General features: G+C 65.2%; 18 protein-coding genes. 10 read left to right on the forward strand and 8 right to left on the reverse strand.

All coding sequences use genetic code 11. The features are described 5' to 3' along the window. Window positions 1-7: 7 nt before the first annotated feature. A complete protein-coding gene (gene purN / locus QX135_RS21175) occupies window positions 8-661 on the forward strand; it encodes a phosphoribosylglycinamide formyltransferase (RefSeq protein WP_315739426.1) in 654 nt (217 codons plus the stop codon). A gap of 140 nt (window positions 662-801) precedes the next feature. Here the strand turns inward: purN and QX135_RS21180 are convergent, their stop codons facing one another. Next, window positions 802-1011 carry a cold-shock protein gene (locus tag QX135_RS21180; protein WP_315712366.1) on the reverse strand — a complete coding sequence of 70 codons (210 nt, stop codon included), beginning with the start codon at window positions 1009-1011 and terminating at the stop codon, window positions 802-804. Window positions 1012-1375: 364 nt separating this feature from the next. Between QX135_RS21180 and QX135_RS21185 the strand changes: the two genes are divergently transcribed. Next, window positions 1376-2524, forward strand: a complete 1149-nt coding sequence (locus tag QX135_RS21185) for an autotransporter outer membrane beta-barrel domain-containing protein (RefSeq protein ID WP_315755724.1) — start codon at window positions 1376-1378, stop codon at window positions 2522-2524. A 4-nt stretch (window positions 2525-2528) separates the two neighbouring features. Here QX135_RS21185 and QX135_RS21190 read toward each other — a convergent pair whose 3' ends face one another. Next, window positions 2529-3572, reverse strand: coding sequence for a LysR family transcriptional regulator (locus QX135_RS21190; RefSeq protein ID WP_315739428.1), 1044 nt, complete (start codon window positions 3570-3572; stop codon window positions 2529-2531). A gap of 55 nt (window positions 3573-3627) precedes the next feature. Here QX135_RS21190 and QX135_RS21195 point away from each other — a divergent pair, with 55 nt between their 5' ends. The 3 genes from QX135_RS21195 to QX135_RS21205 are packed head-to-tail and all read left to right on the forward strand — an operon-like array spanning window position 3628 to window position 5457. Then, a complete protein-coding gene (locus tag QX135_RS21195) occupies window positions 3628-4269 on the forward strand; it encodes a hypothetical protein (protein ID WP_315739429.1) in 642 nt (213 codons plus the stop codon). Continuing rightward, complete coding sequence (locus QX135_RS21200) at window positions 4256-4879, forward strand: GNAT family N-acetyltransferase (RefSeq protein ID WP_315739430.1); 624 nt, start codon at window positions 4256-4258, stop codon at window positions 4877-4879. Before QX135_RS21195 ends, QX135_RS21200 begins: the two co-directional genes overlap by 14 nt. Beyond that, on the forward strand, window positions 4879-5457 hold the full coding sequence (locus QX135_RS21205; RefSeq protein WP_315739431.1) for an isochorismatase family protein: 579 nt from the start codon (window positions 4879-4881) through the stop codon (window positions 5455-5457). Before QX135_RS21200 ends, QX135_RS21205 begins: the two co-directional genes overlap by 1 nt. A 21-nt stretch (window positions 5458-5478) precedes the next feature. On the opposite strand, the gene QX135_RS21210 is transcribed toward QX135_RS21205, so the two are convergent. Continuing rightward, window positions 5479-5655 carry a hypothetical protein gene (locus tag QX135_RS21210; RefSeq protein ID WP_316182510.1) on the reverse strand — a complete coding sequence of 59 codons (177 nt, stop codon included), beginning with the start codon at window positions 5653-5655 and terminating at the stop codon, window positions 5479-5481. 28 nt (window positions 5656-5683) lie between these two features. On the opposite strand from QX135_RS21210, the gene QX135_RS21215 reads away from it, so the two are divergent. Then, window positions 5684-5851 carry a hypothetical protein gene (locus tag QX135_RS21215; protein WP_316182508.1) on the forward strand — a complete coding sequence of 56 codons (168 nt, stop codon included), beginning with the start codon at window positions 5684-5686 and terminating at the stop codon, window positions 5849-5851. A gap of 90 nt (window positions 5852-5941) precedes the next feature. Here the strand turns inward: QX135_RS21215 and rnd are convergent, their stop codons facing one another. After that, a complete protein-coding gene (gene rnd, locus QX135_RS21220; RefSeq protein ID WP_315739434.1) occupies window positions 5942-7090 on the reverse strand; it encodes a ribonuclease D in 1149 nt (382 codons plus the stop codon). A 405-nt stretch (window positions 7091-7495) separates the two neighbouring features. Then, on the reverse strand, window positions 7496-8971 hold the full coding sequence (locus QX135_RS21225) for a protein adenylyltransferase SelO (protein WP_315777501.1): 1476 nt from the start codon (window positions 8969-8971) through the stop codon (window positions 7496-7498). 267 nt (window positions 8972-9238) lie between these two features. Here QX135_RS21225 and aspS point away from each other — a divergent pair, with 267 nt between their 5' ends. Further along, on the forward strand, window positions 9239-11026 hold the full coding sequence (gene aspS / locus QX135_RS21230) for an aspartate--tRNA ligase (protein ID WP_315755719.1): 1788 nt from the start codon (window positions 9239-9241) through the stop codon (window positions 11024-11026). Between the two features lie 158 nt (window positions 11027-11184). On the opposite strand, the gene QX135_RS21235 is transcribed toward aspS, so the two are convergent. After that, complete coding sequence (locus QX135_RS21235; protein ID WP_315798815.1) at window positions 11185-11772, reverse strand: cytochrome b; 588 nt, start codon at window positions 11770-11772, stop codon at window positions 11185-11187. Between the two features lie 577 nt (window positions 11773-12349). On the opposite strand from QX135_RS21235, the gene QX135_RS21240 reads away from it, so the two are divergent. The 3 genes from QX135_RS21240 (at window position 12350) to QX135_RS21250 (ending at window position 14950) form a co-directional block, all read left to right on the forward strand. Further along, the gene (locus QX135_RS21240) at window positions 12350-13906 is read left to right on the forward strand and encodes an ABC transporter substrate-binding protein (RefSeq protein WP_315739440.1); all 1557 of its coding nucleotides are present in this window, start codon (window positions 12350-12352) and stop codon (window positions 13904-13906) included. Between the two features lie 187 nt (window positions 13907-14093). Next, complete coding sequence (locus tag QX135_RS21245; protein ID WP_316182505.1) at window positions 14094-14333, forward strand: hypothetical protein; 240 nt, start codon at window positions 14094-14096, stop codon at window positions 14331-14333. Between the two features lie 155 nt (window positions 14334-14488). Then, complete coding sequence (locus tag QX135_RS21250; protein WP_315777505.1) at window positions 14489-14950, forward strand: hypothetical protein; 462 nt, start codon at window positions 14489-14491, stop codon at window positions 14948-14950. A 131-nt stretch (window positions 14951-15081) separates the two neighbouring features. On the opposite strand, the gene QX135_RS21255 is transcribed toward QX135_RS21250, so the two are convergent. Together QX135_RS21255 and QX135_RS21260 are read right to left on the reverse strand one after the other, a co-directional pair. Next, window positions 15082-15708, reverse strand: coding sequence for a LysE family translocator (locus QX135_RS21255; protein ID WP_316182503.1), 627 nt, complete (start codon window positions 15706-15708; stop codon window positions 15082-15084). Between the two features lie 2235 nt (window positions 15709-17943). Beyond that, window positions 17944-19923 (reverse strand): hypothetical protein, encoded by a 1980-nt coding sequence (locus tag QX135_RS21260; RefSeq protein ID WP_316182501.1) that lies wholly within the window; start codon window positions 19921-19923, stop codon window positions 17944-17946. Window positions 19924-19964 lie beyond the last annotated feature (41 nt).

The following is a 19964-nucleotide window of genomic DNA, read 5'->3' on the forward strand; positions in this document are numbered from 1 at the left end:
TGAGCCGATGAAGCGCCGCGTCGCCATCCTGATCTCGGGCCGTGGGTCGAACATGGCCGCGCTGATCCACGCGGCGGCGCAGCCGGATTTTCCGGCCGAGGTCGCCATCGTGATCTCCAACCGAGCCGATGCGGCCGGACTGCAGAAAGCGCAGGAGAACGGCGTCGCGATCGAAATTATCGAGAGCAAGCCGTTCGGCAAGGACCGCGCGGGGTTCGAAGCCAGATTGCAGCAGGCGCTCGATGCACGCGGCATCGAGATCATCTGCCTGGCCGGTTTCATGCGCCTGTTCACGGCGGAGTTCGTGCAGCGCTGGTACGGAAGGATGCTCAACATTCATCCGTCGCTGCTGCCATCATTCCCCGGCCTCGATCCGCACGGCCAGGCGCTGCGTGCCGGCGTCAAGCTGTCAGGCGCCACCGTGCATTTCGTCATTCCGGAGACGGATGCAGGTCCGATCGTGATGCAGGGCGCGGTCGTGGTCCGGGACGACGATACGCCGGACACGCTGTCGACGCGCATTCTCGGCGTCGAGCATCGCATCTATCCCGAGGCGCTGAAGCTGCTGGCCAAGGGCCTGGTGCGGCTCGAAGGCGATCTCTGCCGGACGTCGTCCGTGGTGCAGGCCGATCACGCGCTGATCTGGCCCGTCGTCCGTTAGCTGTCGCCGGACGAAAAAAATCCCCGGCGGGGCCGGGGCACATCAAGGCTGACGAAGTCTGGTCATGCAAGTGAACGTGACGCGGAACTCGTGAGTTGGCTTGCGAGCGCGCGCTGTGGCGCCCTCCGCCGGGACGATGCTCACGAGAGCTTCAGGTTCTCTGCCGACGTCTTGCCGCGGCTCTCCACCAGATCATATTCGATCGTCTGGTTCTCGTTGAGCGTGGTCAGTCCAGCACGCTCCACGGCCGAGATATGGACGAACACGTCCTTGTCTCCGCCAGCCGGTTTGATGAAGCCATATCCCTTGGTCGGGTTGAACCACTTCACGCTGCCCTTGTAGGTCGGCATCGCTGTCTCCTCGTCTAGACGAAAAAAAGACGCGGCCACGCTCACGCGTGCCACGCCACAAACGGGCTTCCGGGGATCTGCTCAATTTCCGAAGTCGCGAAACGCACAGTCGAACGGCCAATCCGATTGTACTGGAGATTGCAACACGATTTTCCGCCGATATCAAGTTTGGCGGACCGATGAGAACGCGTCGCGACGTCACGTCACCGGCTTCTGCTGCACTGCGTGGCTTGTGGCGCTGGAACCACAAATCTTTGCGGTGCAGCCGCGGCATGGTCAATCTGATTGACCGCAATCGGGAACTGCGGACAAATCGACGCGGCAATATTGAAGCGAATTCGAGCGGGCGGCGAACGGGGCATCGATGCGCGGGGCATCTCAGGCCGAGCGGGGCAGGCGACGGTGCACCCGTGTACCCGGGGCGGCGCTGCTGGCCATCGTCGCCTTCGGTATGGCCGTCGCGTCTTCGCCGTGCGCCGCGCAGGCCGGCCTGCCGAGCATAGCCGCTAGCCCGACACCAACGCCGAGCCCATTGCCCAGTCCTGCACCCGGCGCGATCAGCTCCGAACGCTCGTCCGGCCAAACCGTGCTCGATCTCGGCTCGAGCTTCCTCGAACGGCTCGGCACCCAGGCCACGCAGGGCGTCACCCGGCTGCAGCGGAGCAATCCGGGGGGCGGTGGTGCGCCGGAGGCTTCGGAACAGCCTCGGTTCCGAACTTGGGGCGAGACGTATGGCGTGACGGTCCGCAGCAATGCGCAAGGCGACTTCGTTGGCGACAAGAGGACGACTTGGGGCGGTGTCGCCGGTATCGGCATGCGCCTCGCGCCGGGCGTGAACGTCGGACTCTCCGTTGACCAGAGCCGGACCAGGGTCGATGTGCCGCTGGCGCTGCAATCGGCGACGCTCGATCTCACACAGTTCGGGTTCAACGCCTCGGTCGACCAGGGACCCTGGACCTGGGCGATGGCGATCGTCCATGGCTTCGGCGGGATCAGTGCGCGGCGCGACACCAGCCTCGGTGCGGCGACGTCGGTCTACGGCGCCCACATCACGGGCGTGCTGAGCGAGCTCGACTATTACTGGAGCATCGGTGAGAGCCGGATCGTTCCGAAGCTCGCCTTCGAATACACCCGCGCCACGACCGCGGCATTCCAGGAATCGGGCGGGCTCGATCCGCTGTCGGTCAGCGGCACGTCGCTGGAGCGCGCCCGCGTTCTCGTCGGCGCCGAATTCGGCCGCTACTTCATCGTCGACGGCAGGGTCCTCGACGTCTCGGCCTATGGCAAGCTCGTCGACAATTTCAGCCAGAATCTCGGCGCGGTGACCGTGAGCCTCGGTCCGCAGAGCATCACGCTGCAGGGCCTTGGCGAGGGCCGTTACGGCGCCGACGCCGGCGCGGCACTGTCGCTATCCCTGAACCGAACGTCACGCCTCTATCTGAACTACGATGCGAAGCTGCGTTCGGCGCTGCAGTCGCATCAGGGGACGCTCGGCGTCGAGTTGAAGTGGTAAGTCGTCAGACCGGTTTCGGCGCGACGTAGCCGCCGAAGCCGACGACATCCCGCGCGGACGCCATCAGAGGCACGAGCTCCAGCGGATGGATGAACTCGTCCCGGAAGCAGGCATGGACCTTCGGATCGAAGATGCGCTTCAGCCAGTCGATGACGACCTTGTGCCGGTCGGAGTTGCGAAACTCCTTGTGATAGGTCAGCCACAGATCCATGTGGTAGTTGATGCCGAGATCGACCGGAACGAGCGGCGCCCCGAGCGCGACCGCCGATGTCGGCAGGAAGCCGATGCCGGCGCCGCGCTCGACCGCGTAGAGCACGGCAACGCTGGAATTGGTGGAGATGCCGACGATGCCCTCGAGCGACTCCAAGCCGAGGATGCGCGCATAGCCCGTCTCGTCGAGCTGCACGCCGTGCTGCTTGATGATGCGGTGGTTCTTGAGATCCGCCAGCGATGTCGGCAATCCATGCGCGTCGCGATAGGCTTCCGACACGAAGCCGTAGATGTGCAGGCGGCCGAGCTTCACAACGATCACGTCGGGGTTGGTCGGCCGTTCGAACTGGATCGAGATGTCAGCCTCCAGCCGCGACACGTCGGCCTGCTGCATCGCGCAGCTCAGATCGACCGTGATCCTGCGATAGGTCTTCTGGAAATCGATCAGTCGCGGCAGGATCCAGAAATTGCCGGGGCCTTCGGTCACGGCGACGCGCACCGACCCCTGAGTGTCGGTCGACAGCGAGGCGCGCCGGAAGATGTTGAAGCTCAGCCGCTCCATCTGCTCGACGTCGAACAGCAACGATCGTCCCTCGTCGCTGAGCGACAGGCCGGATTGATCACGGATGAAGAGCTTGAATCCGAGCTCGTCCTCGAGCCGGTCGATCTTGCGCATCAGGGTTGTGCCGGTCAGTCCGAGAACATCCGCCGCGTTTCGGAAGCTGCGGTGACGCGTACAAAGCAGAAATGCTCTCAAATCCTCCCATGAAGGGTTAAGCGTTTCGTCAGACTTCCTGTGCTGCGTGGATGCAGCACCCCGATGCAAATGTTGCCGCATACACTCCAGCCCCGACAAGTATGATGACGTTATCAAAGCCAAGCTGGAAACATAGATGCAGAACCTGCACCGCGGAAGCACAGAATTCACGCTGCGACATCAGCTCGACGCGCTGCCGCGGACGGATCGGGTCACGGCTCAGGCGGTCACGCTCGATCGGCTCGGCGAGCTCGCGGCGCTCGCACGCCGGGAAATACCGGGCGTTCGTGCCTCGGAACACGAACTTGCGGAGTTCTTGCGGCACGATCCGGACTCGATCTTCGCGCTCTACCGCGGCAGGAACTTGCTCGGCGGCATCGCCTTCCTCTATCTCAACTGCTCAGGCCTCGATGCGTTGCTCCTGGATGAGTTCAATTTGAATGATCCGCCGCGCAGATTTCTGGCGCGGCCGGACGAAGACGTAGCTGCCATCTATGTCTGGGCGCTCGTCGCGCAAGGGCGAGGAGCAATCGGTCTCGGCAACGTCGCGCAGGCGCTGCAAGGCGCGAGATTTCGCGCCGCCGATTACTACGCACAACCGTCGAGTCCGGAAGGGCGCGCGTTTCTCGGCGCACTCGGCTTCACGCCGGTTCCAAGCTTTCAGCCCGATCTCTGGTGGTATCAGCGGCCGTGGAACCGGCTGCCCGAGATGATCGCGCCTTCGATCCAGTCGATCACGAGTTTCGGACAAGGGAGCATCGCGGATGCAAAGCATTAGTTCGGCCAGGGCGGCAAAGACAAATCCGCGCGCGATCACGGTGCGCATCGCGCGTGATCCGAATGACCTCATGCTCGTCACGGCGATCCGCTCGGCGGTCTACCTGACCGAGCAGGATTGTCCGATGGAAGAGGAGTTCGACGGCAACGATCTGGTTGCAGCCCACTTCCTCGGTTTCGTCGGCAACGAGCCGGCTGGATGCGTGCGCGTGCGCTTCTTCGGCGACTTCGCCAAGGTCGAGCGGCTCGCGGTGCGCCATCAGTACAGGCGCTCGCGACTGTCGTTCAAGCTGGTTCGCGAGGCGCTCGACTATTGCAGGCGCAAGGGCTTCAAGAAGGCCTATGGCCACGCGCAGGATCGTCTCGTCGATTTCTGGGCGCATTTCGGCGCCAAGCCGCTCGGCCATAATCGCAAGCTCACCTTCTCGGATTTCTCATACACTGAGATGGTGCTGGACCTTGAGCCGTGCGACGACGCGATCACGCTCGACAGCGATCCCTACATGATCATTCGTCCGGAAGGGGACTGGGACCGGCCGGGCGTGCTCGATCTCTCGGCCGGCCGGCCGGCGTCCTCGCCCTTGCGCGACTTCGCCGCAGCGAGACAGTGATGTCGAGCCGAGATCTGTTCGGTGCCACCGAGGTGGATCCGCCGGTTCTCGTCTGCGCCGATCTGCAATGCGAATATCTCGCCGAGGGACGCAGGCATCTGATCGCCGATGGCGATGTCGTCACGGCGCGGTGCCGGCAGTTGATCGCGCTCTGGCGCGACAACCTGTGGCCGGTCGTCCATCTCAAGCGGATCGCACAGGCGGCCTGGTTCAATCCGGCCTCCAACCTGACGAACTGGCTTCCGGACTTCAAGCCGACCCCAGGGGAGCTTGCGTTCGAGCATCCACTGCCGTCGGCCTATAGCTCGGCTCGGTTCGCCGAGTACATGGCGAACATGCGCAGCATGCGCTGCGTGCTGCTCGGCTTCTCGCTGGACGAGACGATCCTCTCGACGGTGGTGGACGGTTTTCACCGCAGCCACCGCTATCAGGTGATCGGAGACGCCGTCGCATGCCGGCAGGCTTGTGCCGGCGACGCTGCGTTGTACAAGCTGGTTGTAACCAAGGTGATTGGCAATTTTGCCGGCGTCCTCGACAGTGCCGAGCTTATCGGCGCCGGCGGCCGGCTCGCGGTGTGACCGCGGCGGATATTGGCGGTATCATCCTGAGGCGAGTCGTTCGGTCAGATCGATAATCATACGGCGATCGGCCGGATCGCTGATCTTGTTGAATGCGACGACGAGGCGAAGGGCCTCGACGACGTGCAGGTCGACCGGATTCTCGCTGAGCAGCCGCAGCAGCTTCTGTTCCGGCGGTTCGCAATCGTCTTTGCTCACGCGGCAGCTCCAGGATCGAGACCACGACATGACCCGAGAGGAAGAGCTCAAAGAGCTGGCGAGCAGCCTCCAGGCGGCCATCTCGAAAGCGCGCCAGCTCAATCTGCCGACCAGCGCCTACATTCTTTCGATGGCTCTGGTTGAGGTGTCTCAGACAATCGAGGCGGAGTTGAGGGGGCAGACCAGCGCCGAATGATGGGCAGCATTATGGGCGGCCGTGCCGCCTGCTGCAATCAACTGGGCAAACTCCGGAAGACGTAGCCGGCCGTAGCCGCTGCGATGCCCGTCAGGCCCGGTCGACCCGGACGACGCGGCCCTTCTCGATCGCGAGCGCGAGCTTGCCGTGCTTCAGCGCCAGCGCGGCCTCGCCGAACAGCTCGCGGCGCCAGCCCTGCAGCGCAGCAACGTCGGCATTGTCGTCGGCGGCGATCTGCTCGAGATCGTCGACGGTGGCGATGACCTTGCTCGCCACGGCATGGCGCTCCGAGGTCATGCGCAGAAGGACCTTGAGCAACTCGACGATCGCAGCGCCATTGGAGTTGTTGCGCGGCTTTTCCAGCTTGGGCAGGGCGGCGAGATCGCGCGCCAGCCCGCGCTGCACGGCGGCGACGATGTCGGAGCCCCATCTTGAGCGCTCGAAGCCCTTGGGCAGCGAGCGCAGATTGCCGAGCTTCTCGATCGTTGTCGGGGCATGGGTGGCGATGTCGCCGACCGCGTCGTCCTTCATCACGCGGCTGCGCGGCACGTCGCGGCTCTGCGCCTCCTGCTCGCGCCAGGCCGCGACCTCGATCAGCACCGCGAGCTCCTTCGGCTTGCGGACCCGCGTCTTCAGCCGCTCCCAGGCGCGCTCGGGATGGAAGTCGTAAGTCTTCGGCGAGGTCAGGATCTCCATCTCCTCGCTGACCCAGTCGCTCCGCCCGCGCTTCTTCAGGTCGGCATCGAGCGCGGCAAACACGTCGCGCAGATGGGTGACATCGGCCTCGGCGTAATGCGCCTGCTCCTTGGTCAGCGGCCGCCGCGACCAGTCGGTGAAGCGGTGGGTCTTGTCGGGGCGGTGGCCGGTGATGCGCTCGACCAGCTGGTCGTAGGCGATGCTGTCACCGTATCCCAGCACCATCGCGGCGACCTGGGTGTCGAAGATCGGGTGCGGCACGATGCCGGCGCGGTGCCAGATGATCTCGATGTCCTGGCGGGCGGCGTGGAAGACCTTCAGGACCTTCTCGTTCGCCATCAGCTCGAAGAAGGCTTTGAGATCGATGCCCTCGGCAAGGGCGTCGATCACCACGGCCTCGTCCGGGCTCGCCATCTGCACGACGCAGAGCAGGGGGTAGTAGGTGGTCTCCCGCAGGAACTCGGTATCGACGGTGACGACCGGGTGCTGGGCGAGGCGGGCGCAGGCGGCCGCGAGGTCCGCGGTGGTGGTGATCAAGTCCATGAACGATCCATGACGAGGCACCTACGCCGTCGTCCGAAAACGCTGACAAGTCAAGGGTGTCGGCAAAGGGGAAGGAACGAAATTCGTCCTCGCTTGTCGGCCCAATCCGCCCGGAACGCAAGCGCTCCGGTGTCAGCTGATCGCTCTATGGTTGACGATCGGCGGTCCGGGGTGGCCTCAGTGATGCCGGACGCGGCCCGACGGCCGCCGCGCCGAGGGCACGGCGAGCACGATCAGGCACAAGGCGATCATCGCCAGACCCATGAATTCGAACACCAGCGCGTCCACGTGCGCGACCTCCCGACTTGTTGCTTCAACTTGTCGGGGCTGCGTTGATCGTTTCTTAAGGACCCGGGCGTGACGCCGGCGATGGTGGACGCGAGGTTAAGGCAGGGAGCTTGCCGTTTACGTGCCGCAGAACGTCTGCAGCACGCGTTCCTGGGGCTGCGGCGGCTCGGCATAGGCGGCCTGGTCCGGCTGGTCGTCGTACGGCCGGGCCAGCACCGCATGAAGTTCCTCGAACGGCGCGTAGTCGTCGTTCTCGACCGCCGCGGTGATGACCGCCTCGATGCGATGGTTGCGCGGGATGAAGGCCGGATTGACCTTGCGCATGGCTTCGCCCCGCTCCGCCGCCGTCTGCGGTTCCTCCGCGAGGCGCCGGCGCCAGCGCTGAGCCCATTCGTCGAAGTCCGTGGGATCCTCGAACAGGGCGCGGACCTCGCTGAGATCGCCGCTGCCGGCGGCGTCGCTGAGACGGCGGAACGTCAGCGTGAAATCGGCTCGGGCCGCCGCCATCGCATCGAACAATGCCTGCGCCAGCGGCTGGTCGCCCTCGCGTTGCATGAACAGGCCGAGCTTGCGGCGCAGCCCCGCCTGGTGCGCGTCGGTGAACTGGGCGGCAAAGCCGTCGAGCGCGGCTTCGGCCTCCTTGATCGCCTGGTCCTTGTCGTCGCCGAACAGCGGCAGCAGGCATTCGGCGAGCCGGGTCAGGTTCCACATCGCGATGCGCGGCTGGTTGGCGAAGGCGTAGCGGCCGAACTCGTCGATCGAGGAGAACACCTGCTTCGGGTCATAGCCGTCCATGAAGGCGCAGGGGCCGTAATCGATGGTCTCGCCGGACACCGAAGTGTTGTCGGTGTTCATGACGCCATGGATGAAGCCGACCAGCAGCCAGTCCGCGATCAGCCGCGCCTGCCGCGTGATCACGGCGTCGAGCAGAGCGTGGTAGGGCCGCTCGGTTCCGGCGAGGTCCGGATAATGCCGGCTGATGACGTGGTCGGCGAGCCGGCGCACGGCGTCGGTGTCCTGGCGCGCGGCGAAATACTGGAACGTGCCGACCCGGATGTGGCTGGTGGCGACCCGTGTGAGCACCGCGCCGGGCAGCGCCGTGCCGCGATAGACCTGCTCGCCGGTGACGACCGCCGCCAGCGACCGGGTGGTCGGGATGCCGAGCGCCGCCATCGCCTCGCTGACGATGTATTCGCGCAGCACCGGCCCCAGCGCGGCGCGGCCGTCGCCGCGGCGCGAGAACGGGGTCGGCCCCGAGCCCTTGAGCTGGATGTCGCGGCGGACGCCGTTGCGGTCGACGACCTCGCCAAGCAGGACCGCCCGGCCGTCGCCGAGCTGCGGCACGAAATGCCCGAACTGGTGGCCGGCATAGGCCATCGCGATCGGCTCGGCTCCCTCGGGCACGGTCTTGCCGGCCAGGATCTCGGCGCCCTCCGGCGTCTCCAGCTCGGCCGGGTTCAGCCCCAACTCCGCGGCGAGAGGCCGGTTCAGCTTGATGAGACGAGGCGCTGCGACGGGGGTCGGCGCCACCCGGGCAAAGAAATTGTCCGGCAGCGCGGCGTAGGAGTTCTGGAAGGGGAAATGCACGGTCATACCGTCCAAGATAGGCGCGAGGAGGCCGCTTTTCGAGCCCAAACGGCCGCCAGATGAGCGTTTCAGCACCAGCTCAATTCGGCGGCAGCGCGCCTGGTTGCATCGGTGGCTCGAGCGAGGCGGCCTTTTCCCCGCTGCGAGGCGGAAAAGGAGCCGTTCCTGCGGTTGCCGCGCCGGGGCGGCTCGGCTAAACCCTGCGCGCATTCGGAGCGCGCCTTTAAGGGCTGCGCCGATTCCTTCTCCTCACGACGACCATTCAGGACGACCATGCATCGCTACCGGACCCACACCTGCGGCGCGCTCCGCGAGAGCAACATCGGAGAGACGGTCCGGCTGTCCGGCTGGTGCCATCGCATCCGCGACCATGGCGGCGTCCTGTTCGTCGACCTGCGCGACCATTACGGCATCACCCAATGCGTGGTCGATCCGGACTCGCCGGCGTTCAGCCTGGCCGAGAAGCTGCGCTCGGAATGGGTCGTGCGCATGGAGGGCAAGGTGCGCCGCCGCCCGGCCGGCGCCGACAACAAGAGCACCGACAATGACGATCTGCCGACCGGCAAGATCGAGCTCTACGTGTCCGACATCGAGGTGCTCGGCCCCGCGGACGAGCTGCCGCTGCCGGTGTTCGGCGAGCAGGAGTACCCCGAGGACATCCGGCTGAAATACCGCTTCCTCGACCTGCGCCGCGAGAAGCTGCACCAGAACATCATGACGCGCGGCGCGATCATCGATTCGATGCGCCGGCGCATGAAGGAGCAGGGCTTCTTCGAATTCCAGACGCCGATCCTGACCGCGTCGTCGCCGGAGGGCGCGCGCGACTTCCTGGTGCCGTCGCGCATCCATCCCGGCAAGTTCTACGCGCTGCCGCAGGCGCCGCAGCAGTACAAGCAGCTGCTGATGATGTCGGGCTTCGACCGCTACTTCCAGATCGCGCCGTGCTTTCGCGATGAGGATCCGCGCGCCGACCGCCTGCCGGGCGAGTTCTACCAGCTCGACGTCGAGATGAGCTTCGTCGAGCAGGAGGATGTGTTCGCGGCGATGGAGCCGGTCATCACCGGGGTGTTCGAGGACTTCGCCAAGGGCAAGCCGGTGACCAAGGGTTGGCCGCGCATCCCGTTCGCCGAGGCGATCCGCAAATACGGCTCCGACAAGCCTGATCTGCGCAACCCGATCGAGATGGCCGACGTTTCCGAGCACTTCCGCGGCTCCGGCTTCAAGGTGTTCGCGCGCATGCTCGAGGACCCCAAGAACCAGGTCTGGGCGATCCCGGCGCCATCCGGCGGCAGCCGCGCGTTCTGCGACCGCATGAACTCGTGGGCGCAGGGCGAGGGCCAGCCCGGCCTCGGCTACATCATGTGGCGCGAGGGCGGCGAGGGCGCAGGTCCCCTGGCGAACAACATCGGTCCGGAGCGCACGGCTGCGATCCGCAGCCAGCTCGGCACCAAGGAGGGCGACGCCGCCTTCTTCGTCGCCGGCGATCCCGACAAGTTCTGGAAGTTCGCAGGCCTCGCCCGCAACAAGGTCGCCGATGAGCTGAACCTGTCCGACAAGGATCAGTTCAAGCTGGCCTGGATCGTCGACTTCCCGATGTACGAGTACAATGAGGACGACAAGAAGGTCGACTTCTCGCACAACCCGTTCTCCATGCCGCAGGGCGGCCTGGAGGCGCTGCAGACGCAGGACCCGCTGACCATCAAGGCGTTCCAGTACGACATCACCTGCAACGGCTACGAGATCGCCTCCGGCGGCATCCGCAACCACAAGCCGGCGGCGATGGTGAAGGCGTTCGAGATCGCAGGTTATGGCGAGCAGGAGGTGGTCGACCGCTTCGGCGGCATGTACCGCGCCTTCCAGTATGGCGCCCCGCCGCATGGCGGCATGGCCGCCGGCGTCGACCGCATCGTGATGCTGCTCTGCGGCACCACCAACCTGCGCGAGATCTCGCTGTTCCCGATGAACCAGCAGGCCATGGACCTGCTGATGGGCGCGCCGTCGGAAGCCAGCACGAAGCAGCTGCGCGAGCTGCACATCAAAACCAACCTGCCGAACAAGTAGTTCGGCGGACTGAGGGTGATGCTCGAATCTTCGTCATTGCGAGCGCAGCGAAGCAATCCGGGGTGGCACGAGGACTCTGGATTGCTTCGTCGCCTGCGGCTCCTTGCAATGACGATCGTGTGGGGATCGCAGAGCGGTCGTCACGGGTCGCGCATCGTTCACGCGGCCGAACGGCCCGGCAGCATCCGTGTCAGGACGCCGTCGCGGCGGACGACGTGATGAAACAGCGCGGCCGCGACGTGCAGGGCCACCACGATCCACGCGATCCATTTGCCGACGACATGGTGGATTGCGTCGACCGGCGGCTCGAACGCCTCCCAGGTGATCCCCCAGCGCGTCTCGATCCAGCCGAATAGCGCCGTCTCACGGAAGTTCGGCAGCGCGAACGCTCCGAAGTCGGTGGCGGCATCGGTGCCGATATAGCCGGTCAGCGGCATCAGGATCAGCAGCACGTACAATCCCCAATGCGCCGCGTGCGCGAGCCACGCCTCGGCATGTGATGCATGCGGCTGATCGGGCTGAACGTTGACGAGCCGCCACAGCAGGCGAGGCAGGACGGACAGGCCGACGATCATGCCCAGCACCCAATGGACGTTGAGCACGGGCAAGGCGTCCGGGGACGTGTCATCCATGAACCAGATGACATAGTACACGACGGCATAGGCCGCGATGAAGGCCGCGGCGCCGGTCCAGTGGAAGAGCTTGGCGATCGCACCGAACTCCATCGTCGTATTCTTCCATGGCATCACGAACCTCTTCCCACCGCTATGAGCTGCGATCTGCTGCTATCGCCAAAATCGGCAGCGAGCCAGCGATGGGCCGGCGGGTCAGGACGCTTCTCCCGTCAATTCAGTCTCACCTCGTCGTTATCGGATGCTGAGCTGCGGCATGTCGTCGCCGGTGACTCGAGACTGCGGCGCAAGATGACCCAGCCTTGAAGGCGTCGCCCGGCATTTGATGGTCTCGCGTTAATGCTGGTTAAGACTGCGAACAACTTCATCCGGGCGTCCGATGGCGTCCAGGCGACTCCGGAGGCGCCTCGCGCATCGCGCTGAGCTCTTCGACCGGCCGGTGAAGCCGGTCGCCATGCCCCGCGGCAAACTGTTGATTCTGAGAACTAATCGTTCGTGCCGCCTGTTAGTTCGGCGGGTTGCGCGACGCGGCGCGAAACACGATCGAGCGGTGCGCCCCGCTATGAGTTCCAGGCGACCGCGATCGGCCGAATGGATATTGCGGTGTCATGCAACCTGTCTTTAATAGGAAGCCTGTCTGACTCATGGTGTGAACTTAGCCAACCAATCACAAGAAGACGGATAGTTCAAAATGACCGTTCGCTGGTGTGCGCTCCTTCTCGGAACCTGCTTCTTCGTCCCTGCCGCCTCCGCTGCTCCCATTTCCCCCGATGTCGTTCGTGATCTCGCCGCCCGCGTCGGTCCGGTCGTCGGCCAGGCCGCGACGTGCCGCGAGATCGCCCAGGGGCGCGTCCAGACCATCATCGATCAGTTCAGCGAAGTGATCCGCCAGGGCTCTTCGAACGGCGGCGAGCGCGATGGGCTCATTCGCACCTTCAACAGCTACATCGCCGAGGGCCGCGGCCGGGTCGCGTCCTCGCAGGTGAGCTGTCAGACCGCAGAACGCCAATTGGCGGAGCTGGAGCGGTCGCTCAGCCAGCAGCAGTCGGCGGCTCCGTCGCTGTCCTTCGCGCTGGCGCCCTCGACCGCAGCCGCGTCGACGCAGCCCACGGCCAACCTGCCGCCTCCGCTTCCGCACGGCGTCAGCGACACCGAGATCCGGTTCGGCACCGTCATCCCGTTCTCCGGAGTCCGCAAGGAGTCCGCGCGCCAGATGAAGCTCGGCATCGAGACCGCCTTCAATCGCGCCAACGACGCCGGCGGGATCAACGGCCGCAAGCTGCGGCTGATCGCTGCCGACGACGGCTATGATCCCACGCGGACGCTGGGTGCGATGACGCAGCTCTACGAGAAGGACCAGGTGTTCGGCTATATCGGCAACATGGGCACCGCCAACAACGCGGTGGCGATCCCCTACGCGCTGGAGCGCCGCGCGCTGTTCTTCGCGCCCTACAGCGGCTCCGCCGTCGTCCGCCGCGATCCGCCCGACCGCTACGTCTTCAACTATCGTGCGAGCTATGCCGAAGAGACCGCGGCGATCGTGCGCTACCTGATGAAGGTCAAGCGCATCCCGGCGAAGCAGATCGCCGTATTCGCGCAGAACGACGCCTATGGCGACGACGGCGCCAACGGCGTCGCCAAGGCATTCCGCGCGCTCGGCATCACCGATCCGATCATCCGCTACGGCTTCCCGCGCGGCTCGCTCGACGTCGACGAGGCCGTCGGCAAGCTGAAGGCGCAGACCAAGCCACCGATCAAGGCCGTGATCATGATCGCGACCGACCGCGCGGCGGCGAAATTCATCGAGAAGACCCACGAGGCGGTTCCAGGGCTGATCTACGCCAACATCTCGGCGGTCGGATCGTCGTCGCTCGCCGCCGAGCTGAAGCTGCTCGGCTCGAAATACACCAACGGCGTCATCGTCACGCAGGGCGTTCCATCGGTCGCCGGCTATTCGAGCCTGGTGCTCGACTACAAGACCGCGCTGGAAAAGTACTTCCCCGGCGAGGCGCCGGACTACACCTCGCTCGAGGGCTTCATCTCGGCGAGCATCCTGATCCAGGCGCTGAAGCAGACAACGCCGCTCGAGACCGAGCGACTGGTCGACACGCTGGAGTCGATGCAGAGCATCGACCTCGGGCTCGGCAGCAAGCTCTCCTTCGGACGCGCCGAGCACCAGGCCTCGCACAAGATCTGGGGCACCGCGCTCGACGAGACCGGCACCTACCAGGCGATCGAGCTGGAATGACGGGCGGGGGGCGGCACGACGCAGCCGAGCTTGTCGTCCCCCGTCAGCGCCGCAGTGCAAACGACGTCCCCCCGGCCGGCTTGCGGCCGGCCGGGCGACACGGATCCGACCTCGAGACCATGGTGAGCCGGAACTGTTCGACGGATACTTCATTGACTTGCAGGCGCAACAACCGTGAGCGACCGCAATGTCCATGCGATCACAGATTTCGGCGATGGTCTTCATGATGGTTCAGGCCGTGCTGTTCGGTGCGGGAGTTCTGACGATTCTTCTCACGCCGCTCAGCAATCACGCGATGCTCGCAATGCCGGTCATGATTGCCCTGAGCGTGGTGCTGTCAGCCATTGTCTCGTGGCAGATCGCACCGCGGCTGCGCGCGCGATATTGGCGCCGGCGTGGAATCAACCACGACCTGATCTCGGGCTGACGCCAGAGAGCAACCAGCGACCGCCCTGCTCAGCCTCCCAGCTCTCTTCTGCGTCCGGTTGTCATCTGCTCTGCGGTGCAGCATCGAAAGAACAGGTGTCGTTCGAACCAACGCTGACCCGCACGGTTAGACAGCCTTCTCTTGGAGGATGAACCATGCGCGTTCCGACAGCAGCGACCGTCCTATTGATATCCTCTTGTCTCCTCTCCGCGGGAGCGTCCGCTCAGCAGGCCGACAGCACGCCGGGAGCCGGCCAAACCCAGGCCGTTCCGGTGCAGCCGGAACGTACGCCCCAGCAGTCGGACCGGGCTCGTGAACGCGAGCGCCAGAGTGCCGAAGACACGCGGGTGAACCGCGACTGGACGGCACAGCAGCGCGACGACGACCGCATGGGCATGGATCGCATGGACATGGATCGGATGCGCCAGCACCGCATGGGCCGGATGATGGATCAGGACATGGATCATCGCACCACGGGCCGAAACGCGCGAATGCAGCGCGATGATGACGACATGGATCGTCGCGCGCGCAGCTCCGAGGGGGATCGGCCCTACCGGCGCGTCAAGATCTGCTACGAATACGAGAATGGCGACGAGCTCTGCCGCTATCGCGACTAGCCCGGCAGGGGGTGGCCGCAAAGCGGCGTCGGCTCGTGTGCGCGGGCACGGCCACGCCGGCACGCCGCGGCAACGTGTATGCAACGTGACTTGGCGCCCAACGTGACTTGGCGCCAATGCCAGCCTGGTCGTCAGCTCGTGCGCCGCGCCAGCAACAGCGCGCCACCGAGGCCGCACATGACGGCGCCGGACGCCTGCCGCATCCGCATCACGAGGCTCGGCCGGTGGGCGAGACGATGCCGCGCCTTGGCGGCCCAGAACGTCACGACCAGGTCGACGCTGGTGTTGAGCGTTACCGAGATCAGCCCGAGCACGACGAACTGCGCGCCGACGTGCCCTGCAGGATCGACGAATTGCGGAATGAAGGCGAGGAAGAACGCCGCCGTCTTCGGGTTCAGCGCCTCGACAATGATGCCCTCGCGAAACGCGCGCCGGCTGCCGGTCGGCGTCACCTCGGCCGGCTGGGTGACCCGGGCCTCACGCCAGGTCTTGATGCCGAGCCAGATGAGATAGAAAGCACCGGCGATCTTCAGTGCGGTGAACGCTTCCGCGCTCGCCATCATCAGCGCGGACAGCCCGACCGCGCCGGCGAACACGTGCACGAGGCCACCGAGCCCGAGCCCCACGCTGGACGCCAGCCCCTCGCTCTGCCCGCCGGCTAGCGTGCGCGCCACGATGTAGAAGATGCCGGGGCCGGGCGTCAGCGCGACGACGAGGGCGGCGGAGAGGAACAAGAGGAAGGTGTGCAGGTTGGGCATGCGGCGAATTTCGTGTTACGCCAAGGTCGTGCCTTTTAGGCCAGTTCGACGAGCGGGCGAAGTAGCCCGACGGGGTTTGCTGCTATCGAGGCGGTCTGAGACTGTAGACGGCCCCAAACTACCATCTTCTTTCTATAACACCTCGGATCAAAAGAGCCACGCTGCCTCCTATTGATATCTCACTCGAAGACCTGGCGGCAGCCGGCGCCAGCGCTTCTATCGCGGAGCTGTCACGCTTGGCCTGAAAATACGTTAGGTCAACTTGTAGGCGCGCTTGGTGGTTGTCTGCGTTCTCGGCTACGAGATAAGCTTGCGCCGAAGCCACCGGATCGACGGGCAGGTCCATCCGCCGGGACACCTTTATGAACATAACCAGTAGCGGTCTGAACTACACGTCAGCGTCCTTTGCTCTTGTAGCTGCAGCGTTGTGGCTTTGGTCTGCAAGGATTCCCACTCCGAAATCCGTCCGTCAAATCGACTTCGGCCACATAGCGGCTAACCTCGATAGTGATGTCGAGCCAGAACAGGCGGACGACCTGCAGAAGCTCGCGCTTGCCCTCACCCGGCAGAGCAGACTGAGTTCGGCCGCGGCAACGGCAGCGGCCGTAGCAGCGTTGTTTCAGGCTGCCGCGACTTACCTGGCGGTTGGTCCGTAGGCTCCGGTCGGAGGCAGTTAAAGAGCGATTCCGGTGGACATCCGGTGGACTGTCAGACCTTAAATGAGCCGCGTGCTAAGGTAGATTAGAGAGGCTGAGACAACTGCACGCCATGGGAAAGTCCAAAGGGCCAAGAGTAAAGCCGCGCCCCAAGCAGCCAGATCCCCCGAAAAGCGAGCCGCCGAAACCATCACGTAATTGGCTAAGGCTCTGGGCGAGGCTCAAAAAGGTTTGGAAGCTCCTCGCCGGGGCGGTGGCCGCCGTCTCGGGCGTGCTTGGCATTTACTCCCAGACCATTCCCGAAATCGAACTGCAAGGTCCGGACACGTTACCGTTCGCACTTCCGTATGTTGTCAGGAACCCCAGTTGGCTGCTCAGCATGACCGACGTCGTTCTCTCGTGCAGCCCCAGCCCTGGTGGCTCGCTGCAGATCGGTAATATCATTCTGAACAACAAAACGGATGGCGACATCAAGTTTCAGGATGCCGTGCGCCCCGTGGACATGCGGCCTGGACAGAAATGGTTCTTCCGATGTCCGATCACCAACGCTACTGGGAGTCAGTTTAGAGGTACGATCCATCCACTAGTTGAGTATCGTACTCTCGGGATCCGGAGGACACACGTCGGTCTAGACCAAACGTGGTTTTCGGACGCCAATCCGCCCAGATGGGTTCAAGGCCAAGCACCGCCTCGCTAGATGTCAGTCGTTGACTATTGAGTGATATCCTGCGTCTCTCTGTGGCCGACGGGCAATCCCCGCATCCCCGCCATGCGCAAACTGCCCGTCGTGTTAGTTTGTCGCAATCATTCCGCTTGCACCGTCGGGCAAATCGCCTTCACATTTCCGGCCATCCCGCCTCGATGAAGAGGGACGGTTCGCGGTCGTCACGAGACGTGAGGCGGGGAGGCGGTGGCCGCAGTCTGTCGCAACGCGTGTGAGCGCGCGGACGAACGGCGGGTTGCGGGCGGTCAAGTCGCGTGGTCCTGACACCCCGATGCTGGTGTCAAGCTCGCGCCGATGCCTTCCGGCATTGCGCGAATGACGGGGGCAAACAAGCCGGTCCCCGGGGAGAGCGCGAAGCAGCCGAAAAGCCCACCGCGCAGGGAATGCCGGATGATCGGCAGCACCTGTGGTACCTGCCGCCTGCATTTTTTTTCGCAGGCGGGCCATGGGTGAGGCCTTCACCCGGCATTCCCTGCGCCCTCTTCGAATGGCAGAGGGCCGAACGACCGGACGAACTCGGGCGGAGAAAGCCGCGAGATCGTGGAGGCGCGGGTTGAGTTCATGCGCATGAATCGGCGACATGGTGAGAGCGGACGTCATGGGTCCCGCGCGGTCCTCACCGTCGGCGCCGATGTCAGCCCATGCGGAATCCCTCCGTCGTCATTCCGGGGCGCGCGCAGCGCGAGCCCGGAATCCATACTCCCGAACAGTAGTTGGTGAAGAATGTCGTGCGTTCAGGCGTCTCGATCCTCGCGCAGAGTCGTGACTATGGACTCCGAGCTCGCGCTGCGCGTGCCCCGGAATGACGGAGGAGAGAGGCGGGTACTCGCTCCTCCTTCCACGTCACGGCTCAAGTTACGGCGCGGTCTGCGCCTCGATCTTGAACTGCGCCAGCGCGCTCGGCGGGTCGATGGCGATGAGCTGGGCTAGCTGCAGGGCCGGGACCTTGGCGCGCGGCGAGAGCTTCAGCGTGAAGGTCTGGTGCGGCCGCTCGACGAAGCGGCTGATGGCATCGACGGCACCGGCGACATCGATGTTGTCGGCCGCGACCTGCGCGCCGATTGCCTTGATGCTGTCGACCAGCGCCTTGCGCGCGGCGTCCCGCGTGATCGAATGACCGCGCGCATAATTGGCGACGAGCACGTCGACCGCGCCGAGATCGCGCAGGGTCAATTCCAGCCCGCTGGCCTCGATCTGCGCCGCGGCCGTCGTCGCCTGCTGCAGGTCGATGGTGAACACGTCGCGCGGCACCTGCGACAGCGACATGCTGGCCGAGGCTGCGATGAGGTTGCTGACCTCGAGCTTGAACGGTTGAAGCGCGAACGCGCCCGAGCTCTCGGTCCAGCCGAGGCCGAGATCGGCGTCGAAAGCGGCGGTGTCGATGCCGGCGACCAGAAGCGGCAGCAAGGCCGGATTGGACGCATCGAGCGGTCCTGCCATCTTGGCGACCAGGTGTGCCTGGGTCGGGATGGGACCGACGAACTGGCCCCAGTCGAGGCTGAAATTGTCGATCTGGACCGGCTTGGTGCTCGCCTTGTAGGACGTCGTCAGCGCCTTCAGCTCGATGCCGCCGATCAGCTTGAACAGCGCCAGGGCTTCGGCCGGACCTGGCTTGGCTCCCGGTACGGCGAATTTGGCGGTGTGGCGCAGCAGGCCGCCCATGTCGAAGCGCTTCACGGCGAAGCGGCCGAGCTTGACCGGTCCGTTCGGGGTCCGGCCGTCGAAGCCCTCGAACGCGACGTCGCCCTTGCCGTCGTCGAGGTCGAACCGCGTCAGCGCGACCTTGACCGGGCCGTCGGGCGTCTCGACCGCCAGGCCTTTGACCTCGACGTTCTTGAACAGGACGCCGTCATAGATGCTGGCCACCTTGTCGATGAGGTCCGGCGTCATGGCGCTCGTTCGCGGCGAGGTCGGCGTCAAGGCGGCGACCAGCGCCGGCAGTTGAATGCGCGACGGCCGCACGCCGAACTGGTCCATCGTGAGGCTGTCGATGTGCATGCGCATGCCGAGATCGGACGTGATCTCGTAGAGGCCTGCCCCGGCGACGCCGCTCAGGCGGACGACACGATCGTCGGTGGCGGACTCGGGCGCGAGCAGAGCGACGATGGCGTTGACGTCGATGTCCTTGGTCACGACGTCGAGCATGCGGCCGCGCACCGTCTCGACCTTGCCGTTCGGCGGTTGCGCCGCGGTGCTGAAGGTGACCTCCTGGATCTTGTAGTTGCCGATGCGGCCGCCCTTGATGTCGTCCACCACCAGCCCGGAATAGCCGAACTCGGTCGGCCCGACCGAGGGGCCGCCTTCCATCGTGCCGGTGACCCGCGGCACCGTGGCCGAGGTGGCGCTGATGGTGGCGAGCTGTTGGGCGAGCGCGCGGGAGGTCTCGAGCATGCCGGCGCCGGCCGGGAGCGCGGCGAACCGCGCCGGGCCGGCATAATCCTTCACCAGCAGTTGCGGCAGCTTGTAGCTCAGCCGGAGCGGCGACGGGCCGGGGATCTGGCCGGCCATGGCGATGTCGCTGATCTCGATGCTGGCGGCCGTGACATGCTCGGAATCAGGCTGGCTCAGCCCGGTCGCGGTGATGGTGCCGAGCGTGACGCTGGCCGGCGGCTGGGCGGCGGCCGATTCGAGCTTGACGTCGGCGATGGTCAACTTGCGGCTCCACAGGTCGAAGGCGACCTTGCCATGGGTGGCCGTGGCGCCGCTCTGCCGGATCTGGGCAAAGCTGGCCTCGACCTCGCGCTCGGCGCGGCTCTGGGCGTACCAGGGCACGCCGACGAAGCCGGCGACGGCCAGCGCGGCAGCCGTGAGAATTCCGATCAGGATACGGGTCATTTGATGTGCTCCGCCCAAGGCTTAGGCAGCAAGTGATGATG

The organism is Bradyrhizobium sp. SZCCHNR1098 (genome assembly GCF_032489375.1).
Lineage (GTDB): Bacteria > Pseudomonadota > Alphaproteobacteria > Rhizobiales > Xanthobacteraceae > Bradyrhizobium.